This is a genomic window from Providencia rettgeri, assembly GCF_023205015.1.
In the GTDB taxonomy this organism is placed as follows: domain Bacteria; phylum Pseudomonadota; class Gammaproteobacteria; order Enterobacterales; family Enterobacteriaceae; genus Providencia; species Providencia rettgeri_E.
Window position 1 is genome coordinate 4,383,699 of the sequence record NZ_CP096258.1, and the last position, 24,305, is coordinate 4,408,003.

Genomic DNA, 24,305 nt, shown 5'->3' on the forward strand with positions numbered 1-24,305 from the left:
TGTTACTACTTTCATAATAATGGTCATAGCGTCGAATGCACATATCAGTGACAACCCAAATTTTGAGTAAAAAAAAACCCAGCCGAAGCTGAGTTTTTAACGCAGAAAGCAAAATTATTTGATTTTTGCTTCTTTGTAGATCACATGCTTACGAACAACTGGATCGAATTTTTTCAGTTCCAGTTTTTCTGGCATTGTGCGCTTGTTCTTCGTAGTGGTATAGAAATGACCTGTACCTTCAGAAGAGACTAGCTTGATTTTCTCGCGAATACCTTTAGCCATTTTTTAGCTCCTTAGTACTTCTCACCACGGGTACGCAGTTCAGCAAGAACAGCATCAATACCCTTTTTATCGATAACACGCATACCTTTAGCAGATACACGCAGTGTTACGAAACGTTTCTCAGACTCAACCCAGAAACGGTGAGAGTGCAGGTTTGGCAAAAAACGACGTTTGGTCGCGTTTAATGCGTGTGAACGGTTGTTACCGCTCATTGGACGCTTGCCAGTAACTTGGCAGACTCGTGACATGTCTATTCTCCAAAAATCTAATCAGCTCGAGCTTTTTTGTTCTGGGTATGGCCGCCTCGTCAGGCTTAGGAGCCCATCTCAGCAAACTTTCATTGACTGAAAAAACCGTTGATACCTAAATAAAGATTTACTTTACTAAAACGTAAAAATTTACTGAGATAGGCCCTTCTCGCCAAACCCAAGATCCTTAAAGGTGGCGTAGTATACGCTTTACATCGTTTTCACTCAAGCCCAACGCAAAGAAAGTTGTCATTTTTTAGACAAAAAAATAATTTTATAACCATCCTCGCTCTGCAAATGATACACATTGCTTATGCCCGACAACAAAATGGTCAAGTAGTTTAATCCCCATAATAACGCAAGCACGCTGGATCCGTTCTGTCACCTGCCTATCTGCGGTGCTGGGTTCTGGGTTACCAGATGGATGATTATGGGCAAGTATAATCCCATTTGCATTCATTTTTATGGCAAAGCGAATGATTTCTCTGGGGTGAACTTCAACTTTGTTCAAAGTACCCTTAAACAATTCCTCATGACAAATAATCTGATTTTTATTATTTAAAAATATCACGATAAAGACTTCGCGCTCTTGCCCTGCGAATAAATCCAGCAACTTTGCTTTCAATTGCTCAGGCCCAGTCATCACATCTTCATGTAAAAACTGTTCAGAGAAAAAACGGCGAGCCAACTCACTGACAGCCTGCAATTGGGTAAATTTACAGCTCCCCATTCCTTTACATTGTTTTAGTTTTTCGTAATCTGCTTGTAAAAGCAAATAGACTGAACCAAACTCCTGTATTAAACGCTTCGCAAGCTGCAAAACAGGTTCACCTTGGCTCCCTGTACGCAAAAAAATAGCGAGTAGCTCAGCATCAGATAACGCAGCCGCGCCGTATGCAAGTAGCTTTTCTCTTGGTGGTAAGTCTAGATGTTCACTCATCATATTCTGTGTCCCTAAATCCCTTTCACCTTTTTTATCTAGCCTAAAAAACATTCGCAACCCCTCACATATGGGTTTGCGTAGCGTTTCGCAAAAATAGTACTGTGACGAAAAATCGAGCGCGCCACCTCTAGCTTCTCTGTGGTAATATGCCTCCCATGTTGACCGTATTGGATAAAAATAATGAATCAACTATCACTATTAGGTAAGCAGATAGTTATTGGTATCAGTGGGGGCATTGCCGCTTATAAGATCCCTGAACTCACCCGCCGTTTGCGCGATAAAGGGGCAATTGTGCGTATTGTCATGACTGAAGGTGCAAAAGCCTTTATTACGCCTTTAACCTTACAAGCCGTTTCAGGACACCCTGTTTCCGATGACCTACTCGACCCAGCCGCAGAGGCTGCAATGGGCCATATTGAACTCGCGAAATGGGCGGATATCATTATTCTTGCGCCAGCGACCGCGGATTTAATTGCTCGCCTCAGTGCAGGAATGGCAAATGATTTACTCACAACGGTTTGCCTTGCATCCGCGGCACCGGTTGCACTTGTGCCAGCAATGAACCAACAAATGTACAAAGCAAAAGCAACACAAGAAAACTTAATCAAATTGCAACAACGCCAATGTATGATTTGGGGGCCAGACGCAGGTAGCCAAGCTTGTGGTGATATTGGTCCTGGTCGCATGATTGACCCACTAGAAATTGTTCGTCTAACCAGTGAGTTTTTTACCCCTAAACTCGACTTACAAGGCATCAAATTAATGATCACTGCAGGCCCAACACGGGAAGCACTCGACCCTGTTCGTTTTATCAGTAACCATAGTTCAGGAAAGATGGGGTTTGCCATTGCTAAGGCTGCTAGCCAACGTGGAGCCGAAGTCACTTTAATTGCGGGACCTGTAAATATTGAAACACCTGAAGGGGTTAACCGGGTTGATGTCATTAGTGGATTAGAAATGTATGAGCAAGTCCATAAAACGATTTCAACGCAAAATATTTTTATTGGTTGCGCTGCAGTTGCAGATTATCGAGCAAAAAACATTGCTGAAAATAAAATAAAAAAACAAGGTGATGAAGTTTCGATTACACTTATCAAAAACCCAGACATCGTCGCAAGTGTTGGAAATCTAAGGCACAATAGGCCATATGTTGTTGGATTTGCAGCTGAAACCCAAAATGTGGAAGAATATGCACGCCAAAAACGACAACAAAAACAACTCGACCTTATTTGTGCCAATGATGTATCACTAGCAGATAACGGATTTAATAGCGATAACAATGCATTACACCTTTTTGATGCCAACGGTGATACCCGTTTGCCTCACTGTAATAAAAATGAATTAAGCCACTATTTACTTGACGAGATACTTCAACGTTATGAAAAAAATTGACCTAAAAATCCTTGATAGCCGCATCGGTAATGAATTTCCTCTACCAGCCTATGCCACCACCGGTTCTGCTGGTTTAGATTTACGTGCATGCATTGATGCACCAATTGATTTGGCGCCAGGTCAAACAGAGCTTATTCCAACAGGTTTAGCTATTCACATTGCTGATGAAAGTCTTGCTGCTGTCATCTTACCTCGTTCCGGTTTAGGTCATAAACATGGTGTTGTACTTGGCAATCTAGTTGGTCTCATTGATTCGGATTACCAAGGCCAACTCATGGTGTCAGTCTGGAACCGCAGTGACAAAGCTTTTACCGTTGAGCCTGGTGAGCGTATGGCGCAAATGGTGTTTGTCCCAGTTGTTCAAGCTGAATTTAATATTGTTGATGATTTTGACGCAACAGAGCGTGGGGCTGGTGGTTTCGGTCACTCTGGCCGTCAATAAATAGAATATCCTGATAACGAATATGCTAGATAGAACCTGAATTAGGTTCTATCTTTATGAATAAAAATAATCAGCCGCATATTTTCTTTCAGGAAGCTTGCTCAACATTACTTACATTTTAAATATTTTTTAAATCCATTTTGCTTCGTAAGCCTCTTTACTAAGAGCAAAATTTTGGATAGTTTGTTTTGCTGTTTTAGCAGGGGTCTTATTAGGCATGGCAGAAAAAGCGACAACACAAAAACGTAACAGGCGTGATGAGATTTTACAGGCTCTTGCGCTAATGTTAGAAAGTAGTGATGGTAGCCAACGTATCACAACAGCAAAACTTGCTGCTACGGTTGGTGTATCAGAGGCCGCGCTGTATCGTCATTTTCCAAGCAAAATGAAAATGTTCGATAGCCTCATTGGGTTTATTGAAGACTCATTGGTTTCGCGCATTAATCTAATTTTAAGTGATGAAAAAGATACGATAATTAGAATTAAACTAATACTTGCCCTAATACTGGGTTTTTCCGAGAAAAACCCAGGGCTAACGCGAATCATGACTGGCCATGCTCTGATGTTTGAGCAAGATAGGCTGCAAGATCGTATTAATCAATTATTTGAACGTATAGAATCACAATTACGCCAAGTGCTAAAAGAGAAAAAAATACGTGATGGCCATGGGTTTATTCATGATGAGTCACTGCTTGCTTCTCAATTATTAGCCTTTTGTGAAGGGATGCTCTCTCGTTTTGTGCGTTCTGAGTTTCGTTATCGGCCAACCGTCGAGTTTGAATCGCGCTGGCCTTTAATTCTAGCTCAGTTACAATAACCGATTATTTATACTACTCACCCCGCCCATCATTGGGCGAGGGCTTTTTTTACTCAATTCCGTATTGTTCGCGATAAGCCTTCATAGCCGCTAAATGTTCCTGCATACCGTCCTTTTCAGCAAGATAGGTGATTAAATCGCTCATGGTAATAATTGAGTAAACTTTACAGCCATAATCACGCTCAACCTCTTGCACTGCTGAAATTTCACCCTTACCTTTTTCTTGACGGTCGAGGCATAGCAGGACACCATTCAATGTAGCTTGTTGTTGTTTAATAATTTCCATTGATTCACGAATTGCCGTCCCAGCAGTAATCACATCATCCACAACCACAACACGCCCTTGCAAAGGACTCCCAACTAACACACCACCTTCACCATGGTCTTTAGCTTCTTTGCGATTGAAGCAATATGGCATATCGATGTCATGATGTTCAGAAAGAGCTACTGCTGTCGTCGTTGCAATTGGGATCCCTTTATACGCAGGGCCGAAAATGACATCACACTCGATTGCGCTGTCTTGTAATGCTTGTGCATAAAAACGACCGACAAGTGCCAGATCACGCCCTGTATTAAATAGCCCTGCATTAAAAAAGTAAGGGCTTTTACGACCTGATTTCAGCGTAAACTCACCAAATTTAAGTACCTGTTTTTTCATGGCAAGTTCGATAAAATCGCGCTGATAGGCTTTCATTGGTCATTCTCCTCGTTGATGATTATTTATCTATATTCAAGGCTGGCTAATTGATTGATGAACCAGCAGGCATAAAAAAGGCGACTTTTCAGCCGCCTAATTAATGATTAACTTACTTCAGCGCTTCTCGCTGAGCTTCAAAAATGGTATTTAAACCGGTTTTAGCTAACGCTAATAGAGCCAATAGCTCTTCATGACTAAACGGTTCGCCTTCTGCTGTGCCCTGCACTTCAATCATTCGGCCATCATCCATCATGACAACATTCATATCCGTTTCAGCTGCAGAATCTTCAACATATTCAAGATCACATAGAGCGTCTTGATTAACAATTCCAACAGAAACGGCAGCGACCATTGATTTTAGTGGGCTTTTTGCAATTTTACCTTGCTCAACCATGCTATTCAGTGCATCAACTAATGCCACGCATGCACCAGAAATTGCTGCTGTACGCGTGCCGCCATCCGCTTGGATCACATCACAGTCTAAAGTAATGGTGTACTCACCTAATTTTTTAAGATCAACCGCAGCACGCAAAGAACGTGCAATTAACCGTTGGATTTCCATCGTGCGACCCGTCTGTTTGCCTCGCGCAGCTTCACGCTGATTACGTGAATTTGTTGCGCGCGGTAACATGCCGTATTCCGCGGTAACCCAACCTTGCCCCTGCCCTTTTAAAAAGCGGGGAACACCTTCTTCAACAGTTGCATTACATAACACCTTCGTGTCGCCAAACTCAATAAGAACAGAGCCTTCTGCATGCTTAGTATAATTGCGCGTGATGGTAATCGGGCGCATTTGGTCTGCTTGTCTATCTGCTGGGCGCATGGTGTTATCTCCATTATCAACTCAAATTGGGACGCATTATACGTTGTTCAAACGATAATGCCTATCCTGTCATCCTGCATAGCGTTATAATCCCCTAAATCTTTACGATAATGGGAACGAATTATGATCCGTAGTATGACCGCTTTTGCCCGTCGGGACATCAAGGGTGAATGGGGGAATGCGGCCTGGGAGCTGCGTTCCGTGAACCAACGTTATTTAGAAACGTATATTCGCTTACCTGAGCAATTTAGAAGCCTTGAGCCCGTGATCCGTGAGCGCCTGCGTTCTCGCCTGACACGTGGAAAGGTGGAGTGTAATTTACGCTTTGAGTTAGACGGTGCAAACCGTAGTGAATTAATCCTAAATGAACAATTAGCACGCCAGTTAATCAGTGCAGCGAATTGGGTTAAAAATTACAGCCATGAAGGTGAAATCAACCCATTAGAAATTTTGCGTTGGCCCGGAGTAATGTCAGCTGGCGAACAAGATTTAGATGTCATCAGCGAACAATTAATGGCAGGGTTAGATGAAACAATTGATGCTTTCATTCAAAGCCGTGAAGCTGAAGGGGCATCATTACATGCGCTCATTGAACAGCGTCTTGATGGCGTCTTAGTTGAAGTCGCAAAAGTACGTCAACACATGCCAGAAATTTTACAATGGCAACGTGAACGCTTACAAAATAAGTTAGAAGAAGCTGACATTCAAGTGGATAACAGTCGCTTGGAACAGGAACTTATTCTATTAGCACAACGTATTGATGTTGCAGAAGAATTAGATCGCTTAGAAGCACACGTTAAAGAAACACGTAACATCTTGAAGAAAAAAGAGGCAACTGGCCGCCGTCTTGACTTTATGATGCAAGAATTTAACCGTGAAGCAAATACGTTAGCGTCAAAATCAATTAATAGCGAAGTCACAACTTCAGCCGTTGAGCTCAAAGTATTAATCGAACAAATGAGAGAACAAATTCAGAACATCGAATAACCTTTCTCAGCATTTCAGAGCGAATCACCAAGCCAGCCGATACACTGTATTCGCTGGCTTTTTTATTATCAGAGGATTGCAGAGTGAAGCACAATAGCGCATGATTAGCGTGTACCCAAAGGTGTACCCATAGCACTTTCATAAAACCATTTTGGGTACACCCCTTATTTTTACATTGGAAATTGCGAAAATGCCTAAGCTCACAGATAAAGAGATTAGGGCGTGGATAAAATCAGGCGAACGATTCGAAGGAAAGTCGGACGGCAATGGCCTATATCTGCGCTTTAGACAAAATGACAAAATTCCCTCATGGCGTTTCAGATATAAACTGTCTGGAAAGTCCAGAACAATGAATTTAGGTTCATATTCCGACCTATCATTAGCCAAAGCTAGAGAGCTAACTAGAGAGCTATCTGCTCGTGTATCTTTAGGCTATGACGTTGCTATGGAAAAACAGGAACGTAAAGCGGAAGCGTTAGCAAAAATTGAAGCTGAAAAAAACGCAATCAAGGTTTCTGAACTTGCGGCAGAATATTTTGAGCGTCAAATATTACCTCGCTGGAAGCACCCTGATATCTTACGTAGGCGAATAGATAAAGATATTAACCCTCGCATTGGCCACATGAAAATTGAAGAAGTCAAACCTCGCCATATTGATGAAATGCTCAAAAGCATTGTAGATAGAGGCGCACCGACTATCGCTACTGATGTCTTACGATGGGTTAGACGTATGTTCGATTATGGTATTAAGAGACAGATGATAGAAATTAACCCCTGCTCTGCTTTTGAGGTTGCTGATGCTGGCGGAAAAGAAGTCTCTCGTGATAGATGGCTAACCAGAGAGGAATTGATTTTAGTTTTAAGGGCATTTAGAACCTCAGCAATAAGCCGCCAAAATGAAATCAGCTTCAAAATACTTCTAGCTTTGTGTTTAAGAAAAATGGAATTATGCGCTGCTCGTTGGGAGGAGTTCGACTTTGATAACGCTGTTTGGCATTTCCCTGCGGAACGTAGCAAAAACGGAGATGCTATAGATATCCCTCTATGCCCTACCGTAATTGAATGGTTTATGGAACTAAAGTCTATGGCATGCAATAGCCAATACGTTCTGCCAGCTAGGAAAATGCAAACTAAGATGATCCCTCATATTCAAGAATCCACACTACCCGTTGCTTTATCTAAAGTTAGGCACGTGCTGCCACATGATATGCCTAACTTCACCATTCATGATTTTAGGCGCACAGGACGGACGCATTTAGCAGCTTTAGGCGTAGATCCATTTGTTGCTGAACGTTGTCTAAATCACCGCATAAAAGGAGTTGAGGGCATTTATAATAGGCATGATTATTTTGATGAGCGCAAAGCCGCATTAACTCAATGGTGTGATTTGATAGTCGCGTTAGAGAAAGGCGAGGATTACAACGTGATTCCAATGACGCAATGGAGAATTGAAAAATGATTAGCACTAAAAGCATTCTCAAATCTGATGTATTTGAGCGATTTTTAATGCAAAGCTCATCAACTATCAATGAAGTATCATTGGTCGTGTTTGGGCTTCCGCCATTCACTGCGGTTAAAGATATACCTGAGGATATGACCCCCTTTGTAAAGGAAGTTCGCTTATACATGAAAAGATGCCTTAACTCATTATCAAGCCACTATAAGAATATGAGTTTTCATCCATCAACTGAATGCTACATGGAGCTAATCTTAGCCTCAGCATATAGATATATAAATGAAAATACACCAGAAGCTATAGCAGACAAAATAACTTCATCTGTCCAATATTTTGTTTACTCTAACAAGTGGGAAGACTATATGCGCGCTTTTGGTGGCGATGAATTGTTAAACATTGTTAGCGAGCACAGAAAAACAGGGCGAGGGGCACACAGGAAAGAAGTTGAGCAGAATGGTACAAATAAGATTCTTGGGCTGACCTTAAAACTACTTATTTCAAAATCAAATAAATACGGGTCGCCAGAGAAACCTAAGATATCAGAAATATACGCTGATATTTTGAAAGTGGTACAAGCAGAAGAAGCAACAATGACAGGATTGGCTAAAGCAACATTTTATAACAAAGTGAATAGCGCATTACAGGCAATCCATGACTAATCACTCCAAACTTAGCAAAAGAAGTAATTACTTTTCGTTCTTTTGCTAAGTTTTCCTAAAGTTTACTAAGTTTTTCCTTTCCCTAATCAAATCAGCTCATGATTTTTTGTCACAAAATGCAAAAATTGACATAAATTGCATAACTTCCAACAACTTTAAACGACTTTAAACGACTTTAAATAACACTAAACGACGTTAAAGGGTACTAAAGAGCACTAAACAACACTAAACGACACTAAACGACACTAAACAACGCTATACGCACTTAAATAGATTCAAGCGAATTATAGTCAATGATAACTAAAGCCAGTTAAAACTAGCTAGAGCTAGTTAGAACTAAAATCCTCCATAAGCTAGCATAACAAGGATTCCATAGGGGTTCATAGATATCCACCAGCGTTCATAAGCATTCAGGTTCATTCACTGTCCTGTTAACTATTTGATCTTGTTACTAAGTAGCTATCGAGGAGAAACAGTTAAGCACAACCGAGATAAACCAAAGAACAAAGAGAAACAAAATCAACAAGTTAAGAAAATAGCAATTAGACCAATTAACTATAAAAAATCAAAGGAATACACTGTATTTTCACATCATAGACCCTTAATTTAGCTAGTGCACATTTCTTAATAGAATCTGTTTACTTAATAGATTTTTGATTTCTTTTAATAGATTCCATTATCCATAGATTGATAGATATTTGATCACTAGAATAGCCTCATCATACCAAAAGGAGGCTAGGCATAGCATGACGCAGCAACGTAAACCAAGATTAAAAAATAATACGCCTTACCCTGTCAGTGGTAATGCAAGGAAACGCCATACTGCTGATTTTTTAGGCATATCAGATGCGACACTTAATCGCTGGGAGAAGGCTGGAAAGCTCCCTAAATCATTTGAGTTAGAAAAAGGATTGTCAGTATTTGACGCTGCTGAGATTCGCGCTTGGGTAGAGTCTAAAAAAGCACAGCGAGAGGTAGCATAATGGAAAAGAAAAACCGCCCTTGCGGAGGCGGCTTTGATATCAGTAATGATATTGGAAATTGCCCCGCCATTATAACCAAACGCACACCAAAAAAACAGCGTGGATTTATTTATATTGTTGGTTCTGGTGCAAATGGAATTACAGAAAATGACGGCCTGAAATATTGTCGCTTATCTTCTTTCCGTAATTACTGCTCAGAACTGGAGCGCAAATTAAATATTAATTTAGAGCGTATCGATGAACCGAACCCAGACGGCATTGGATCACATTACCGTTATCGCATTCGCAGCCAGAAAGACGCGCAGAAGGTTATTAACCTCATCAACCAACGCGCCAATGCTGGCGGATATGAAGGTATTTCGAAATCACAATCTGAATTAATTTTGTCGCAGTACCCTACCGAATAATAAGGAAATAACAATATGAAAAATAAAATGACCGTAATGGGTCAGGGATTCGCTCACCCTGAAAACCAAGTGGCTAATACTTTTGATAATTTAATTCCTGTTATTAATAACAATATTAACGGTAAAGAAATTCAAACAGTAAGTAGCCGTAAATTACACTCATTCCTGAAAGTTGGCCGTGATTATACGAGTTGGATTAAAGGACGAATTAAACAATATGGCTTTGTTGAGAATATTGATTATATCGTTGTAGAAAATTTGAGCTCACCAAAACGGGGGAGCGCAAAATTTAGACAGCAACTTGAACATGATTACATTGTCAGCCTCAACATGGGTAAAGAGTTATCAATGGTTGAGCGCAATGACCAAGGAAAGTTAGCCCGTCATTATTTCATTGAATGCGAGGAACGATTACGCAGGATCGCTCCTGAAGAACATAAAGCCGCTATACAGAACTGGCGTAAAAACCGCGTCGCAGCTTGTGAAGACCATAAAAGCATGGCTGAGGCTATGAAAGGCTATATTGAACGCACAGGTGATAACCAGAAAGGCTTTGCATATAGCAATGAATCGCGCTTTATCAATAAGCTAGTGTTAGGCATTGACCCGATAAAGTGGGCTAAAAACAAAGGGATCAAATCTAAAGAAGTCAGGGATAACATGAGCACAGAGCAGTTAAAACTATTGGCCTACTTAGAGGCTCGTAATTGTGCTTTCCTTGACTTAGATACACCTACAGCGCAGAGAAAGACGCAATTAACTGAGTTGGCGCAACGTTGGTTAGTTCAGCGTTTGGAGGCTAACTAATGATGGCCATTAACTCACAAATGTTTGGTACACCCAAAGCGGTGTATCAAAGTTCAAATATTAATCAATTAACACCCGATTGGGTGAATATTGCCTACCAAGTGAATGGTTCCCTACTGGCAGGTGATAACGTAAGTTCAACTTACACCCTTAATAATACTGTAGCTTTAAACTACGGTATTACTGGCAACCAATCAGACAAAGTTTCGTCTGGTTACTCGGTCAATATTTTGGCTCAGCAATCAGCTAAAACTTTAGCCGATGTATCAGCGAAAATTTACGCCAATCAATCACCCAAATTTACGGGAAATCAATCAGCAAAACATTTTGCCAATCTAAAACGTGGAGAATTTACACCATTTGCTAAAGGTGAGAAAAATCACCTTTGTAAAGGGCAGAAATCTGCCATTTTGCAAGGTTTAATCGGGGTCACTACACAAGGCAGAATTGAGTTTTTACAGTCCATAAAAGGCAAAGTAATTGAGTTTTTGGAGTCCATAAAAAAGGGCAGCCAATCGGCTACCCTTGGAAACGTCGATATTGAATACCGAGCAAGTGAGAATATTAATATTAGCTTACTTCTCTGGTATGGCAAATATCAGTTTTTAGGCTTAACACCTAATCTTTCCAGCTCGTTACGACAGGCTGTCTTAACCCATGAACTAAATGGCTCATTACCAATAACTGAGTCTATTTGTTTGAGCAAATCATCATCAAATCGGATTGTTCTTCTTGTGCTGTTTGCACGGTCGTATGGTTTTTTGTCTTTTTCATCTTGCATTGGTTCGAACCACTATGATAGTTTATATGTATATGGTGCGAACCAGTATAAAGGTAAGTGCTATATAAAAACAATGCCCCGCAGTGGTGGAACACTAACGGGGCATCTAATCACCACCGATAACGAAGCTATCGAGGTAACTATGAGTAAGCATAACACACCCGTCACAGGGCGGACTAGTCTCACCCCTAACCAATCGTACAGATGGTTATTCCTCGCGTTAAACCGTAGCGATTACACCGCTAAACCTTGTCGCATTGCTGTTACAGCATCGAACGAACACGATGCAAGACTGATGCTTGTACGTGATTACATTCTGTCATTCGCTGGTCGCTTACCTGCTCAGGAGGTGGCTCATGCGTAACCCTCAACCTAATGACTTCTACACTCACAAAAATAATGGCGAAACCGTCAAAGTTCTATCGGTTCAATTCAACCGTGTGACCTTTCAGCGAGACGGCTTTGATAGTCCTGTCATTGTTCCATTAAGCCAGTTCAGCAACGAATACACCTATGCAGGGAGGGCTTAATTATGGCGGATATCACTATTAATCAAGCCGCTGAAAAGGCGCATCAGGTTGAGTTAATTAACCTACTCATTGAATCACACCCTCACCAGTTACAAGACAGTGAAATATCTACTTTGGCTTCTCTTATGGCGAAGTTATCAGGTGATGTTTGTGTATTTCTTCAAGAGGAAATTGTGGCACAGGAGGCGAAAGCATGAGTATTTCACGCCTATCTGACGCATTGAACAAAATCCAACGCCTAGCAGAAGCCGCTTTGTCTTTATCGAACCAACGTGATGAAGCGGAACTCAAAATTCAGCTAATTGAAATTATCAGCAAGACAGCAGAAGAAGCCGTATCTGAGGGGGAAGCATGAGCAAGCCTATTCCATTAGACAGAGCCGCATACAAAGCGCAGCAAAATAATTCATTGCTTGCCGTTATCTTGGAGCAAGTGAGTAGCGATTGTTCGCGTGAGTTAATCGACCTCGTTTCTATTGCGTATGACTTCAACGCAGAAATATGCGAATCCCTCGAGGAGGCGACCAAATGAAAGCGATTAAGTTGAAATCTGGTGATGTGGCGGCGTTCGATGCTGTGAAAGATATTAATAACGAAATCCAATCAATTTTATTTCCATTAATTACAGCAGTTGAGAATGAAGCAGAAACCGACACTTATTACATGGCAAGAGCGTTAAAGCGCCTTATACATGAGCAATGGCGAGAAATAGCACGGTTTGAAGAGGTGATGAAATGAGACAGGTCACTATCAATGCCACCAGCTTAAGCCCATTTATGTATCAAGGTAAGCGAGTAGTTACCTTTGCCATGATTGACGAGGTACACCAACGCCCGAAAGGTACAGCAAAGCGCACATTCAACACGCATAAAAAGCACTTCATTGATGGGGTCGATTACTTTTTGCTCACTAAGTACGTAATACGTACCGAGTTGCCCGAACTAGAGATAGGCGGCAAGGCAAAAGAGTTAATGCTTATCACTGAGTCAGGTTATTTGATGGTTGCCAAGCCATTTACCGATGATTTGTCGTGGCAGGTTCAACGCTCAATGGTTAACAGCTACTTTCGTTTGTCTGAGTTTCCCGAAATTAAACATATTCAAATCCCCACGCTGGCGGAACTTGAAGCCATGCCGATTGGTGAGGCTCAGAACTTGATTAGCAGTTTAGAGGCTGACTCTTATCAGGGGCACGGTAGGCGCGGCAGTTATGCCATGAACCTACGTCGCAAGGAGAAGAAAGCACTTAAACCAATGGTAATGGCCATTGAACAAGCTTCACAGCTACACATTCAGGATATGGGAGATTATCGCTCATGAGAACGTTTCAAATCGCAGGGTATGGCACAACACCGAAAGGCTTAACGCTAGGTATTAGCAAGCGTGTGATATCAGCCACCCAGAAAGACGCTCAATCGCAAGTGATGCGAGAAGCGCAACGTGACGGTTTAACCGATATCCGAATTAACTATGTGCGTGAGGTGAAGTGATGAATCAGGAACAGAAACGCGAAGTGGAAATGTTACTAGAGCCGCACAAAGCAAAAGTATTAATGCTAATTACTTTACTTTCTACGTGGCTGGAAGCTGAAGAGTGCGGCGAAACCAGAAACATGATCTGGGCGGTGTTGATTGTTGTTTATTCGATTAGGGATGAAATGAACGAAGCGGCAGGGAGCAAATAATGAGCTTATTTATCAAACGTAACGTTGCCAGTTTTGGCTATGGTGCCACAGGTGTATTGGTTGTTTATCGTGAGAATGGTCAGCTTAACGAGGTAATTAGCTACGACGATGCGCTTAAATCCCTTGATGCTGGTGATTTTGACACTGATTTACTCATGGGTTTTGAGCTTGTATTGGCACTCTCAAAAGGTGAACGAGAACGCTTGTTTAACCCAACATTAGAGCAAACGTTGATTTTATGCCGTTGGGTAGTAGCAGCGTCATTTGTTCAAGAGTTAAGAGATAAACATGGCGTTATTGAACTCGACAATGAGCTAGGAGGCAAAGACATTGCCACGCTGTATTACAGCGATAACGGTTCGGGGATATCGGTTTATCCATCGGGCGAACGAGCGTTGTTAACTACGCATATGGAAGACTTTGTTTGTGAGCAATACGGGCAGGAAATGGGGCGGCAGTTAGTTATCAGGGCTTACATGGACTTTATCAATATGCAGCCAGAAGTGGGAAATCGTCTCTCTGAAAAAGGGCGAAAGGGGCTAACCATCTTGCATGATGGCCTTATGAAAATCGCTCGTTCTAGTGAAGTTGGCACTATGCCAGTGTTTCACTGATAGGGGGGATCATGATTAACAATTTAAACCATTTACTGGCGAACAAAGGAGCATTTCAATGAGCAACATTATTCCATTCAAAACCAAAGCGAACTCGCTTGATGATGCGCTAAAAGCCTTTGCCTTTGCTGTATTTAAAAGCCGCCCGAATGACTTTGAAGAATGTTACACCTATACGGAAACATGCCAAGGCCGTACTAACAAGCAACAAATTTCACCGATTGAGTACCTTTGTTTCTTAACTGAGGTTTGCTTTATTGAGCCGCTAATAGACCAGTTTGAGGAATACGAAACGGCCGCACTGGAGGCATTAACCAAAGCAGTAGACTGTGGGCGTCTTACTCTGGAGGGTGAAGCGTTATATCAGTCTATTTTAAGTGTGTCTCATGAAATGGCTGAACCAGCAGGAGGCGCAGACGATGAAACCGATTGATGTTATCCGTGATGTGAAGCTGAAAGCGAATGGCCAATGGCAAAATATATTATCTAACCTCGGGGCAGAAGTGCCCCTAAACACGCACACCGCTTGCCCTCATTGTGGCGGTAAAGACCGTTTTAGATTTGATGACAAAGACGGCAACGGCACGTTTATTTGTAGCCAGTGCGGCTCAGGTGATGGATTGGACTTAGTTCAGCGTGTTCTGGGGGGCAGCGTGACAGAAGCCGCTTATGAGGTGGCTGGCATGATTGGTATTGATACCCGTTCAGATAATCCACCAGCCTACCGTAGCCATGAGGTAAAAGCGCAACAGGACGCATTGAAAGCACAACAAGCCCAGAACCAAGCTAACGAGCAGATAGAGAAGCACAAACGCTTTACATCGCGATACAACCGCACTATTGCCAATGCTAAACAGGGCGAATCCGATTATCTCAAGACGAAAGGCTTTGATAGTACCACCGTGACCCTATTAACAGATGGTTCGTTGATTATTCCATTGATAGACGCTGATGGCACAATCACAGCCGCACAGACCATTAAACCCAATGGCGATAAACGGCTATTACTCGATAGTGCGAAGAATGGCAGCTATTACCCCATTAATGAGCCTGTAAACGTTTCTACGGTGATTATCGCCGAGGGATTAGCAACCGCCATGACGTGCCAGTTAATCCAACCAGAAGCGCACACCGTAGCGGCAATTGATGCGGGTAACTTAACCCATGTGGCTAAGGTGATGCGGACTCAGTACCCAGAGAGCAAGATTATCATTGCAGGTGACAACGATATTAAACCCGACCAATCAAACACAGGAAAGCTGGCGGCAGAAAAGGCAGCTAAGGCAGTCAATGGTATTACGGTTTTACCGCCTACCGAGGATAAAGCTGATTGGGATGATTACCGCCTATCACACGGCATTGAGGCAGCAATACAGGCTTTTAACGAGGCGTTAGGGCAGCAAGGAGGCAAGGCGATTATGAAACCAAAAAATACCAAAAGAAAAATGAAACCAAGAAACAACCTTACCCAGCTTGCAGATAATGAGAAAGCATTATTACTGGCTGAACAGTATGAAGGGATAGCGGTACACCCAGAAAGTGAGGGCTTCTATACGTATCAACAGGGCGTATGGCTTAAAACGTCTTTCTTGGATTTAAGCCGAGAAATGGGACGTGTTTACATGCAGCACAATACTAATTTTAGTAAACGAGCACTCAATAATGTGGTTGAGGCTTTAAAAATTGTCGCTCCAGTCATGGAAGAACCTTGCCAAAGCCTGATCCCATTTTCTAATGGTGTGTTTGATATTAAAACAAAGCTATTTTCGCCACATAGCCCGAGCAATTGGCTCTTAAATCACAATGGGATTGAGTATACGCCAGCAAAACCAGATGAAAACTTAAGGGATGATGCCCCGAATTTTCATAAATGGATAGACCATGCAGCCAACAGCGATCCATACAAAATAAAAAGGATATTTGCCGCGCTTTATATGGTGTTAGCAAATCGTTATGACTGGCAGTTATTTTTAGAAATTACAGGGGAAGGAGGTAGCGGTAAGAGTGTATTTACACAGGTCGCTACCTTACTGGCTGGACAACACAATACAGCCAGCGGAAACATGGCCGCACTCGATACGGCTCGAGGTCGGGCGCAATTCGTTGGTAAAAGCATGATCACATTACCAGACCAACCTAAATACACGGGTGAAGGTACAGGCATTAAAGCCATTACAGGCGGTGATGCTGTAGAGATTGACCCGAAGCATGAGCAGCAATATACCGAAATTATTAGAGCGGTAGTGATAGCAACGAACAACACGCCAATGATATTTACTGAGCGTGCTGGTGGCGTGGCTCGTCGACGTGTCATTTTTCAGTTTAATAACAAAGTGAAGGATGAAGATAAAGACCCGTTACTCTCTAAAAAAATAGCAGAGGAAATCCCTGTTATCGTTCGTCGATTGCTAGCAACGTTTGACGACCCAGAAGAAGCCAAAGTGCTACTCATTGAGCAAAGGGATAGTGCGGAAGCATTAGAAGTTAAGCGAGCGTCTAATCCTGTGCTAGATCTTTGTGCTGCCCTTGCCTTTATGGGTGAGCCTAGAGGGTTAGAAATGGGCGGAGGGCGAAAAGTTGAAGAGGAACGCCAACCAAGAAAGTATCTCTATCACCTGTATTTATCTTTTATTGAATATCAAGGATTGGGTAGACCGTTAAGCGTTACTGAGTTTGGTAAAGCAATCAAAGAAGCTGCCAAAGAGTATAAGTCAGAATATTTAACAAGGACGATTCAAGGACGAAGACAGACTAACGTCCAGCTAACAGATGATGTGAACGAGTTTTTGTAAATTAAGGGATTGGTTATCTACCTTGTCTACCAAAGTGAAATAAATGATTATAATTCATATGGTTAAATTGGTAGATAACTAAAAAAGGGTTATCTACTTGTTATCTACCTTGTCTACCTAATTTTTTTGATTCGATTGAAACTTTAGGATGATGCGTTTTTAAAAGTTATCCACAGAGTGCTTTAATATTGAGCTAATTTAGTGTGTTTTTTAACCTTAAAGGTAGATAAGGTAGACGACAGGTAGAGAATAAAATAACGATTATCACCACTGTAACCATTTGTATCTTAATAAATATATTGAGTTGGTAGATAAGGTAGATAACAAAAATGCTTTTTTATAAAAACGCACTCGATACGACACAATGAGGAGAATTGTATGTTAACGGCAAATACTGATTTGGGTGATCGAATAGTGGCGAAGGAGGCAGTAAAAAAAGGTGTTAGGTACTTTTGCCCTGAATGCCACTCAGAGGTGATATTAAAACAAGGTAAGGTATTAACGGCACACTTTGCCCATAAACCGCCAGTGAGTTGTTATTATGGTTCTGGCGAATCAGAACAGCATAGGCGAGCAAAGGAAGAAATCAGCAAAGCCCTTCAATTCTGGGAGGACACTGAATACGTCGAAATAGAAAAATCATTTGGTGATGTTCGGGCAGATATTTATGCGGTAATACGTAACGTTAAGGTCGCGATAGAAATACAAAAAAGCACATTGACCCCTGAGATTATTGTTAAGCGCACAGAGGCTTATACCAAGAAAGGAATTTACATTTTATGGATCGCGCTAGCGGATGAGCGAATAAACAAATATAGCTATATCCCTAAATGGTGGGAAAAATGGCTACACGCTGCATATTTCGGTCGTTTGTATTATTGGGATTGCCTTGATTCTGTTATCCCCGTTAGCTTTGGTGATGTGCAAACATACGTAGAGGAAACGAGCTGGGGCGGTGGCTATATGAAAACGTTAAAAAGGTATAAAAGGCCTATTCAGCATAGCCCTGTCAGTATAGTTGAAAATTTTACCCCTGCTTTTGGTAAAGCATGGAGCTATGGAAGTTTTCAGATCCCGAATAGATTAATATTTACTCAAAGAAAAGAAATTAAATAAATTGTGATATTCACATTAACAAACGCATGGAAGACAAGAGCTATGACGATAAATCAGCGAAAAACACTGACACTAAAACGGAAAAATCCACCAGCGACGAACACACCAAAAAACACACAGGCTAAAACGCCACAGGAAGCCCCACAGCAACCGAAGAAGAAAAATAAGGCAGATGTTCACGCAAAGAAGAAACAACACCGTATCGACCGTATAGCGCAGCATTGGACGCTATTCAGTGAGCCAGAAGCCAAGCCGCTAATGATTGGTATCAAGGAAGCCATGATTGCTGAGGTTAACGATAAAGAGCTGGATATCCCAGAGAGCCACATTAAACAGGGATTACGGTCATACATCAGCCGCAAGGCATATTTGAAAGCCCTTACTCTGGGCGGCAATCGGTTTGATATGCACGGACAACCTAACGGAGAGGTTACGCCAGAACAACAAAGCATAGCGGAGCAAAAACTGATAGAGTGGCTAAAGAAATGATACAGGAGCCTTATGAAAATTATTTACAGAAGCAAAGGTAATCAAGATGTAATTGAATTGGCTTATACAATCTTTGAGCTTGATAAAATTAAATATGCCATGCAAGCCGTCAGGCGTATCGCTGACGTTAATGTCAAAACTTCAGGATTTATTTTTAGACGCATGGTTATTACAGGTACGCCAGAACAAATCAAAATTGCTAGAAAGGCTCTGATTAGGCGTTACAGATAGTTATTAGTTGAACACCGCCAAAGCATAAGCCGAGGCGGTTATGTATAATTGGCCTTATCAACTAAAGGGATCACCAAATGAAAAAAATCATGATAACGGCTCTATTGGCTTTGTTTCTATCGGGATGTGATAACAGTCCACCAGCACCCTACGGATTTAAGTGGGGGCAATCGGTGGAGGAAATTCAAAAGTTAAACTTAGAGGGGGCTAGCGAGTGTAAAGATCCAGCGTGCTCTATTATGGAAACACCTAGCGGAGCATATGGATTAACAACGCTAATTTTCTATAAAGATTCAGGATTGGCACAAGTGATACACTCAGAGCCACTGAACGAAACCAACAAAGATGATGTAATAGCAAAGTTTAATCATATTAGTAATGAATTAAAATCAATTTACGGCAATCCAACCAGTGAAATAATACGCATCGATGATGAAGATAACTTTATCAACTGTTTAAAAAAAATTAGTTGCAGAGATATCAAAGCAGAATATAACAACATAGATGGTTATCGGGTATTTGTCTCAATAGGCACAAGGAAAGAAGATGGGAGATTATCCATTTTCACCGATCATCAAAGACCCCTGAAATAAAACAATCCATAAAAGCTAAAGCCGACCTTGAGTCGGTTTTTTGTTGTCTTAATTTCAAATAAATCAAGATTAGGAGAAAATATTTCTATATTTACGCTTATTTGTAGCAATATATTATTGTTTATTTTTTGCTCTGGATTATAATTGTAGTGTATATAACAACAGGGTGGATAAATAATCATGGATAAGCAAAAAAGAACCTTCAAAGCAGTGTCAATTGAAAGCGACATAGTAGATCGCGTTAAAAAATTTAAAGAAAAACAGGGTGAAAAAGATGTTTTCATTCAACGAGCGCCTATTAGCCAATTGATTCAAGGGCTATTAAGTGATGCCTTACAGCGTGAGGGGTTCTAATGGAAAAGTTACAGCAGTTAGCAAGCACCATAGCTCAGATTTATGTTGATGGGCTAAAAGCGGAAACGGGAACAACATTAGTGACTTATAACGGCATTACAGGCGAGGTGATCCCTGAGTTGCTGGCGGCAGGGTTATTTGATAATGCGGTATCGATTGTTAAGTCTCGTGGTGAGTCGTTCGATGTTGAGAGTAAGGCCTGTGATTTATTGCTTCCTTACCTAAACGTATTTACCAAGCCTTATTCCATCACAGATCAGTGTATTTATGTGATTGGCGAAATGACTCGTTTTGCATTACGTGACGGTAATGTCAGTGGCTTATCAGCCGTACATTAATTAGAGGGAATAATCATTATGTATCATGGCGAAGGTTATACAATAGACATACATGGTGAGACTGAGAGCTTGCTTGAAGCGAATAAAGCGATTAGAGAAACAAAGCGGAAAATGGCTGAAATGGGTAAACAGGCTGATGATACGTCGAAAGCCTTTTACCGTTTTGATAAAACAGCAATGGCCGTTTCCAGTGCGTTAAAAATGCCTGAAATTAACCGATTATCACGTCAAATGAGCGAGTTAACGGGGCAAATTGGCGCAGCGTCAGCCGCTACAGACAGAGCGACTAGCGCGAATGCGCGTTTTACAGGTGTAATTAGTAATGTCTCTGGGTTATTAGGTTCGGGGTATATTTCTAATATTGGTAGTGCGACCTCTTCACTCTTACAACATACTCAAGGGGCGATTAACGCCACACAAGCCGAGGTTTCACATACTCGCGCTATTCAAATGAAAGCACAGGCATTACAAGCCGCAGCCTCCCAAGAAGTAATTAACGCTAGAAATCTGACAGTATCCGCACAAGCCGAGTTAAAAGCGGCTCAGGCAGCGTTAGAGCACGTTTATTCACTAGAAGCGGCTAATGATGCCAAGCAACGTGATTTAGAGTCACTGAGAGCACGACAGGCGGTACAGCTCAAGGATGCCGAAATAACCTATCAAATGGCAGCGAGTGAAGAAAATCTACAACGAGTCACCAAAGCCAGTAACGCCCTACACGCCACAGAAACTAAAATCAAAACGCATTTAGCCACAACAGGGAAAGAAATTGCGCGTGTTGAGGCTCAGGTCGCTAAAGCGAAAGAAGTTGAAGCCAACGCAACCCATAAATTAAATGCGGCATTAGCATTGGAGCAAAAAGCGAAAGCCACACTAGCGACCACAACGGACGCAGTGACCGCAGCAAATAACCGCGCAGCCCAAGCCGCTAAAACTCAATCTATCGCTATGCAAGGGTTACGGGGAGCGGTTGGGTTATTAGGTGGCCCTACTGGTGTATTCTTTTTAGCTGCCGCAGGTGTTTACGCGCTGTATAACGCCATGAACGATGACACCGCCACTAAAGAGTTTAACGACAGGGTAGATCAGTGGATTGATAAAATCGACGAACTGTCAGCAAAACAGGCGCGTGTTGTGGCTAACCGCTTAGGCGAGAAGATAGCGGAAACAACTACAGAGCTAGACGGACAGAAAAAAAGCCTTGAAATGGTTAATGGTGAGCTTAAAGTCCATGAAAATAGGCTTGCTGAAATAAACAAAGAGATTGAGAGGCAAAAGAAAGAAGATGGCAAGGCTAGCCCATCATTCACATTAGATGCTACCATCAAAGAAATTAGTGAGCTCACTAAAAAACAACAGCAATATGAGCTACTTATATCCGAAGGTGAGCAAAATATTCGACGCTGGACGGTATCACAAGGCAAAGCCACTGATATTGCTAAGGTTAGAGCGCAACAAACAGACGAACTGACCAGAGCCGATTTAATCTACCAACGCCAAGCTAAAGGCGTGATTGATGCTAACCAACAAGTAGCCCGATCACTGGAATTAGGCAGCGAGGCAGCAGTTAAGAAAGAACAGGCTATCAAAGAGCTAGAAAAGGCGTTAATTGCTGACGGCTTTGTTAAAGACTCTGAAATTTTTAAACAGAAAATCCAAGAATTAACGGATGCGTTTGATAAAACGGTCAGCTTGAACCTTGCTAACTCGCTTACTGAGATTGAGCAACGCACCCAAGCCCTCACTATTGGCATGAAAGACGGTAAGCCGGCACTGGATGAATACAACGCCTCGTTACTCCTCATGCAAATGGGATTACAACAAGGTTCAGCGGCCTACAATACCGAACTCCCGAAAGCTATTGAAGCCATACGCAAGTTACGTGAAGCCCAAGAAGCCGCACTAAGCAGTAAATCAAAAGGCAACAAGTCAGCTAAAGCCGCCAACCAAGCAAATGAAGCTATAAAGCGTCAAAGTGAGCAATTGGCCACACTGAAAAAACGTTATGGATTATTGGAAAGTGGCGCAGCCGATGTTAACCGCGAAATGGCAATCTATGAAGCTGTTCAGCGACTCGGGGCACAGGCAACAGAGAAACAAAAAGCGGCTATCTCAAAAGAGGCAGCGGAACTGTTTGACCTCAATCAGCGCGTGAATGATTTTATTGCGGCTCAGGAAATCACCCCAGAATTAAAACTGGCGCATACCTTTGGTGAGGAAGTGAAAACCCTCAAGCGTTTGTTAGATGAGGGATTCATCAACAAGGAAGATTTTGAGCGCATGGGGCGTGAGGCGATGGTGTCATTTAATCAGGGAATGACCGATATCAAAATCAATGCCTCAGTCAATTACATTGAGGAAAACCGCGCTAAATTTGACCCGATTCAGGCATTAGCTAATGAGCATACTCAGAAGTTGGCCATGATGAAAGAATACAAGGCGCAAGAGCTACAGATACTCAATGAAGCCTATGCAAAACAGCAGATTAGCCATGACCAGTTCACCGCATCCAAAGCGGCAACCGATGCTCAATATCAGCTACTCAGAACCGCAGCAGAGAAAGAGTATCAACAGCAGCAGTTAGCGGCACAATGGGAGTTAATGCGACAGCAGAACCTAGGCTATGAGATGTTAGCCTCGGCGGTTGATTCTCTGGCGGGTAATGTTTCAAACGTCATGACAGGGTTAATCACTGGCTCAATGGATGCGTCCGAGGCGTTGCGTTCGTTAGGTAATACGATGCTAAACAGTGTTGTAAATTCCATTGCTCAGGTTGGCGTGGAGATGCTTAAAAACTTCATCCTGACCAAAACAATTGGCGTTGCTTCACAGGCAGCGAACGCAGCGGCAGCAACAGCAGGAGGCGCGGCAGCATTAGCGGCTTGGACACCAGCGGCAATCGCGGCATCTATCGCAACAGGTGGGGCGGCATCAGGAACGGGATTATCAGCGTATACAACCGCACAGGCCGCAGGGAAAGCTACATCGATGTCAATGATTGGCTTTGGCGGAGGGCGTAAGAATGGCGGGGTAGTTGATGCGAGTAAATATTATCGTGTCGGTGAAAATGGTAAGCCTGAGATATTCCAAGCGAGTACGGGCAAGCAATACATGATCCCTGGTGACAATGGGCGAGTTATATCAAACAAAGATTTACAGGGCGGACGTGGCAGTAGTGTTAATTTCAGTGTGGTAATTGAAAACCATGTGGCAAATGCCGCCATCGAACCAAGAATGGAAAAAGGGCTTACTGGTGAAGATGTGGCAAGGATCATTATCACTGATATGAATGAGAAAGGGCCCATACACCGTTCAGTAATCAACAACACAACAGCAGGCCCCAAAATATAATAAGTATGGGCAGATTTCTGCCCTTTAGTTTTATTGGAGTACAGCAATGATAAAAGTAAAAGTTGTCAGTAAAAAAGGAAATGGTAGCTTTGACCGCTATGTTAGCCATGTTCAGCAAAGAGTGTCTTTAGCTATGCAGCGGTTTCTTATCGACGCTGGAGCACAGGCCGCAGTCTATACGCCTATCGATACCTCAACATTGATCAATAGCCAGTTTCGCACAGTCACCATTAACGGTACGCGAGTAACGGGGCGTATTGGTTATTCCGCCAGCTATGCCGCGTATGTGCATGACCCGAAAGTTAAGCAGAACTTTAAGCGTCCAACGGCTAAAAAAGAGTTCCTGAAAAAAGGTGTAGAGGAAACGTTACCCAATTTAGCTAAGTATATTCAGGAAGAATTGAAGCGTTAACTCGGTACTTTCGTGAACAGTACGCGCGCGAGGGAGAAATATGACTTTTCGGGCACGTTAGCAAAGGTAGTTAGATAGT

The 24,305-nt window shown here is 42.2% G+C and carries 34 protein-coding genes; 29 read left to right on the forward strand and 5 right to left on the reverse strand.

From position 1 onward, the window contains the following. Window positions 1-114 precede the first annotated feature (114 nt). From rpmG to radC, 3 genes are all read right to left on the reverse strand, one after another. Window positions 115-282 (reverse strand): 50S ribosomal protein L33, encoded by a 168-nt coding sequence (gene rpmG, locus M0M83_RS20155; RefSeq protein WP_004265124.1) that lies wholly within the window; start codon window positions 280-282, stop codon window positions 115-117. 11 nt (window positions 283-293) lie between these two features. Further along, entirely contained in the window at window positions 294-530 is a 237-nt protein-coding gene (rpmB, locus tag M0M83_RS20160; RefSeq protein WP_004265123.1) for a 50S ribosomal protein L28, read from the reverse strand. A 274-nt stretch (window positions 531-804) separates the two neighbouring features. After that, window positions 805-1,470 carry a RadC family protein gene (gene radC / locus M0M83_RS20165; RefSeq protein ID WP_248468475.1) on the reverse strand — a complete coding sequence of 222 codons (666 nt, stop codon included), beginning with the start codon at window positions 1,468-1,470 and terminating at the stop codon, window positions 805-807. Between the two features lie 183 nt (window positions 1,471-1,653). On the opposite strand from radC, the gene coaBC reads away from it, so the two are divergent. The 3 genes from coaBC (at window position 1,654) to slmA (ending at window position 4,124) form a co-directional block, all read left to right on the forward strand. Next, window positions 1,654-2,865, forward strand: a complete 1,212-nt coding sequence (gene coaBC / locus M0M83_RS20170; RefSeq protein ID WP_125895053.1) for a bifunctional phosphopantothenoylcysteine decarboxylase/phosphopantothenate--cysteine ligase CoaBC — start codon at window positions 1,654-1,656, stop codon at window positions 2,863-2,865. Then, window positions 2,852-3,307, forward strand: a complete 456-nt coding sequence (gene dut, locus M0M83_RS20175) for a dUTP diphosphatase (RefSeq protein ID WP_125895055.1) — start codon at window positions 2,852-2,854, stop codon at window positions 3,305-3,307. Before coaBC ends, dut begins: the two co-directional genes overlap by 14 nt. A 217-nt stretch (window positions 3,308-3,524) precedes the next feature. Continuing rightward, window positions 3,525-4,124 carry a nucleoid occlusion factor SlmA gene (gene slmA / locus M0M83_RS20180; protein ID WP_004265112.1) on the forward strand — a complete coding sequence of 200 codons (600 nt, stop codon included), beginning with the start codon at window positions 3,525-3,527 and terminating at the stop codon, window positions 4,122-4,124. A 49-nt stretch (window positions 4,125-4,173) separates the two neighbouring features. Here slmA and pyrE read toward each other — a convergent pair whose 3' ends face one another. Then, complete coding sequence (gene pyrE / locus M0M83_RS20185; RefSeq protein ID WP_125895057.1) at window positions 4,174-4,818, reverse strand: orotate phosphoribosyltransferase; 645 nt, start codon at window positions 4,816-4,818, stop codon at window positions 4,174-4,176. A 112-nt stretch (window positions 4,819-4,930) separates the two neighbouring features. After that, window positions 4,931-5,644 carry a ribonuclease PH gene (gene rph / locus M0M83_RS20190; protein WP_125895059.1) on the reverse strand — a complete coding sequence of 238 codons (714 nt, stop codon included), beginning with the start codon at window positions 5,642-5,644 and terminating at the stop codon, window positions 4,931-4,933. Between the two features lie 123 nt (window positions 5,645-5,767). Here rph and M0M83_RS20195 point away from each other — a divergent pair, with 123 nt between their 5' ends. The 26 genes from M0M83_RS20195 (at window position 5,768) to M0M83_RS20325 (ending at window position 24,226) form a co-directional block, all read left to right on the forward strand. Continuing rightward, a complete protein-coding gene (locus M0M83_RS20195) occupies window positions 5,768-6,631 on the forward strand; it encodes a YicC/YloC family endoribonuclease (RefSeq protein ID WP_125895061.1) in 864 nt (287 codons plus the stop codon). Between the two features lie 190 nt (window positions 6,632-6,821). Beyond that, a complete protein-coding gene (locus M0M83_RS20200) occupies window positions 6,822-8,090 on the forward strand; it encodes a tyrosine-type recombinase/integrase (protein ID WP_248467278.1) in 1,269 nt (422 codons plus the stop codon). Then, window positions 8,087-8,746 carry a hypothetical protein gene (locus tag M0M83_RS20205; protein WP_222960096.1) on the forward strand — a complete coding sequence of 220 codons (660 nt, stop codon included), beginning with the start codon at window positions 8,087-8,089 and terminating at the stop codon, window positions 8,744-8,746. Before M0M83_RS20200 ends, M0M83_RS20205 begins: the two co-directional genes overlap by 4 nt. Window positions 8,747-9,492: 746 nt before the next feature. Continuing rightward, window positions 9,493-9,729: a helix-turn-helix transcriptional regulator gene (locus tag M0M83_RS20210; protein ID WP_144140339.1), complete on the forward strand. Its 237-nt coding sequence runs from the start codon at window positions 9,493-9,495 to the stop codon at window positions 9,727-9,729. Then, window positions 9,729-10,136, forward strand: coding sequence for a hypothetical protein (locus M0M83_RS20215; RefSeq protein WP_004265094.1), 408 nt, complete (start codon window positions 9,729-9,731; stop codon window positions 10,134-10,136). Before M0M83_RS20210 ends, M0M83_RS20215 begins: the two co-directional genes overlap by 1 nt. A gap of 15 nt (window positions 10,137-10,151) precedes the next feature. Further along, complete coding sequence (locus tag M0M83_RS20220) at window positions 10,152-10,943, forward strand: antA/AntB antirepressor family protein (protein ID WP_239978470.1); 792 nt, start codon at window positions 10,152-10,154, stop codon at window positions 10,941-10,943. Further along, window positions 10,943-12,088 carry a host cell division inhibitor Icd-like protein gene (locus tag M0M83_RS22050; RefSeq protein ID WP_423811127.1) on the forward strand — a complete coding sequence of 382 codons (1,146 nt, stop codon included), beginning with the start codon at window positions 10,943-10,945 and terminating at the stop codon, window positions 12,086-12,088. The genes M0M83_RS20220 and M0M83_RS22050 overlap by 1 nt, the downstream gene beginning before the upstream one ends. Then, window positions 12,081-12,254, forward strand: a complete 174-nt coding sequence (locus tag M0M83_RS20235; protein WP_004265088.1) for a DUF4222 domain-containing protein — start codon at window positions 12,081-12,083, stop codon at window positions 12,252-12,254. Before M0M83_RS22050 ends, M0M83_RS20235 begins: the two co-directional genes overlap by 8 nt. Window positions 12,255-12,256: 2 nt before the next feature. Then, window positions 12,257-12,451 carry a hypothetical protein gene (locus M0M83_RS20240; RefSeq protein WP_248467279.1) on the forward strand — a complete coding sequence of 65 codons (195 nt, stop codon included), beginning with the start codon at window positions 12,257-12,259 and terminating at the stop codon, window positions 12,449-12,451. Continuing rightward, window positions 12,448-12,609 (forward strand): hypothetical protein, encoded by a 162-nt coding sequence (locus M0M83_RS20245; RefSeq protein WP_004255433.1) that lies wholly within the window; start codon window positions 12,448-12,450, stop codon window positions 12,607-12,609. Before M0M83_RS20240 ends, M0M83_RS20245 begins: the two co-directional genes overlap by 4 nt. After that, window positions 12,606-12,785, forward strand: a complete 180-nt coding sequence (locus tag M0M83_RS21890) for a hypothetical protein (RefSeq protein WP_004255431.1) — start codon at window positions 12,606-12,608, stop codon at window positions 12,783-12,785. Before M0M83_RS20245 ends, M0M83_RS21890 begins: the two co-directional genes overlap by 4 nt. Continuing rightward, entirely contained in the window at window positions 12,782-12,991 is a 210-nt protein-coding gene (locus M0M83_RS20255; RefSeq protein ID WP_248467280.1) for a hypothetical protein, read from the forward strand. The genes M0M83_RS21890 and M0M83_RS20255 overlap by 4 nt, the downstream gene beginning before the upstream one ends. After that, a complete protein-coding gene (locus M0M83_RS20260) occupies window positions 12,988-13,572 on the forward strand; it encodes an ORF6N domain-containing protein (RefSeq protein ID WP_196731547.1) in 585 nt (194 codons plus the stop codon). Before M0M83_RS20255 ends, M0M83_RS20260 begins: the two co-directional genes overlap by 4 nt. Then, on the forward strand, window positions 13,569-13,742 hold the full coding sequence (locus tag M0M83_RS21895) for a hypothetical protein (protein ID WP_004255426.1): 174 nt from the start codon (window positions 13,569-13,571) through the stop codon (window positions 13,740-13,742). The genes M0M83_RS20260 and M0M83_RS21895 overlap by 4 nt, the downstream gene beginning before the upstream one ends. Next, window positions 13,742-13,936 carry a hypothetical protein gene (locus M0M83_RS20270; RefSeq protein ID WP_181488332.1) on the forward strand — a complete coding sequence of 65 codons (195 nt, stop codon included), beginning with the start codon at window positions 13,742-13,744 and terminating at the stop codon, window positions 13,934-13,936. Before M0M83_RS21895 ends, M0M83_RS20270 begins: the two co-directional genes overlap by 1 nt. Then, a complete protein-coding gene (locus M0M83_RS20275; protein WP_248467281.1) occupies window positions 13,936-14,550 on the forward strand; it encodes a hypothetical protein in 615 nt (204 codons plus the stop codon). Before M0M83_RS20270 ends, M0M83_RS20275 begins: the two co-directional genes overlap by 1 nt. 58 nt (window positions 14,551-14,608) lie before the next feature. Beyond that, window positions 14,609-14,983 carry a hypothetical protein gene (locus tag M0M83_RS20280; protein ID WP_181489823.1) on the forward strand — a complete coding sequence of 125 codons (375 nt, stop codon included), beginning with the start codon at window positions 14,609-14,611 and terminating at the stop codon, window positions 14,981-14,983. Beyond that, window positions 14,937-17,342, forward strand: a complete 2,406-nt coding sequence (locus M0M83_RS20285; RefSeq protein WP_336432214.1) for a primase-helicase zinc-binding domain-containing protein — start codon at window positions 14,937-14,939, stop codon at window positions 17,340-17,342. Before M0M83_RS20280 ends, M0M83_RS20285 begins: the two co-directional genes overlap by 47 nt. Window positions 17,343-17,720: 378 nt before the next feature. Next, window positions 17,721-18,458 (forward strand): competence protein CoiA, encoded by a 738-nt coding sequence (locus M0M83_RS20290; protein WP_004906517.1) that lies wholly within the window; start codon window positions 17,721-17,723, stop codon window positions 18,456-18,458. Between the two features lie 42 nt (window positions 18,459-18,500). Then, entirely contained in the window at window positions 18,501-18,947 is a 447-nt protein-coding gene (locus tag M0M83_RS20295) for a ProQ/FINO family protein (protein WP_248467282.1), read from the forward strand. A gap of 12 nt (window positions 18,948-18,959) precedes the next feature. After that, on the forward strand, window positions 18,960-19,178 hold the full coding sequence (locus M0M83_RS21900) for a tryptophan synthase subunit alpha (RefSeq protein ID WP_172767321.1): 219 nt from the start codon (window positions 18,960-18,962) through the stop codon (window positions 19,176-19,178). Window positions 19,179-19,255: 77 nt separating this feature from the next. Then, window positions 19,256-19,771, forward strand: a complete 516-nt coding sequence (locus tag M0M83_RS20305; RefSeq protein WP_004255412.1) for a hypothetical protein — start codon at window positions 19,256-19,258, stop codon at window positions 19,769-19,771. A 180-nt stretch (window positions 19,772-19,951) separates the two neighbouring features. Next, window positions 19,952-20,125 (forward strand): hypothetical protein, encoded by a 174-nt coding sequence (locus M0M83_RS20310; RefSeq protein WP_004255410.1) that lies wholly within the window; start codon window positions 19,952-19,954, stop codon window positions 20,123-20,125. Next, window positions 20,125-20,463 (forward strand): hypothetical protein, encoded by a 339-nt coding sequence (locus M0M83_RS20315; protein ID WP_004906508.1) that lies wholly within the window; start codon window positions 20,125-20,127, stop codon window positions 20,461-20,463. The genes M0M83_RS20310 and M0M83_RS20315 overlap by 1 nt, the downstream gene beginning before the upstream one ends. Before the next feature lie 18 nt (window positions 20,464-20,481). Further along, window positions 20,482-23,814, forward strand: a complete 3,333-nt coding sequence (locus M0M83_RS20320) for a hypothetical protein (protein WP_248467283.1) — start codon at window positions 20,482-20,484, stop codon at window positions 23,812-23,814. 46 nt (window positions 23,815-23,860) lie between these two features. Then, window positions 23,861-24,226: an HK97 gp10 family phage protein gene (locus tag M0M83_RS20325; protein WP_172767319.1), complete on the forward strand. Its 366-nt coding sequence runs from the start codon at window positions 23,861-23,863 to the stop codon at window positions 24,224-24,226. Window positions 24,227-24,305: the final 79 nt, after the last annotated feature.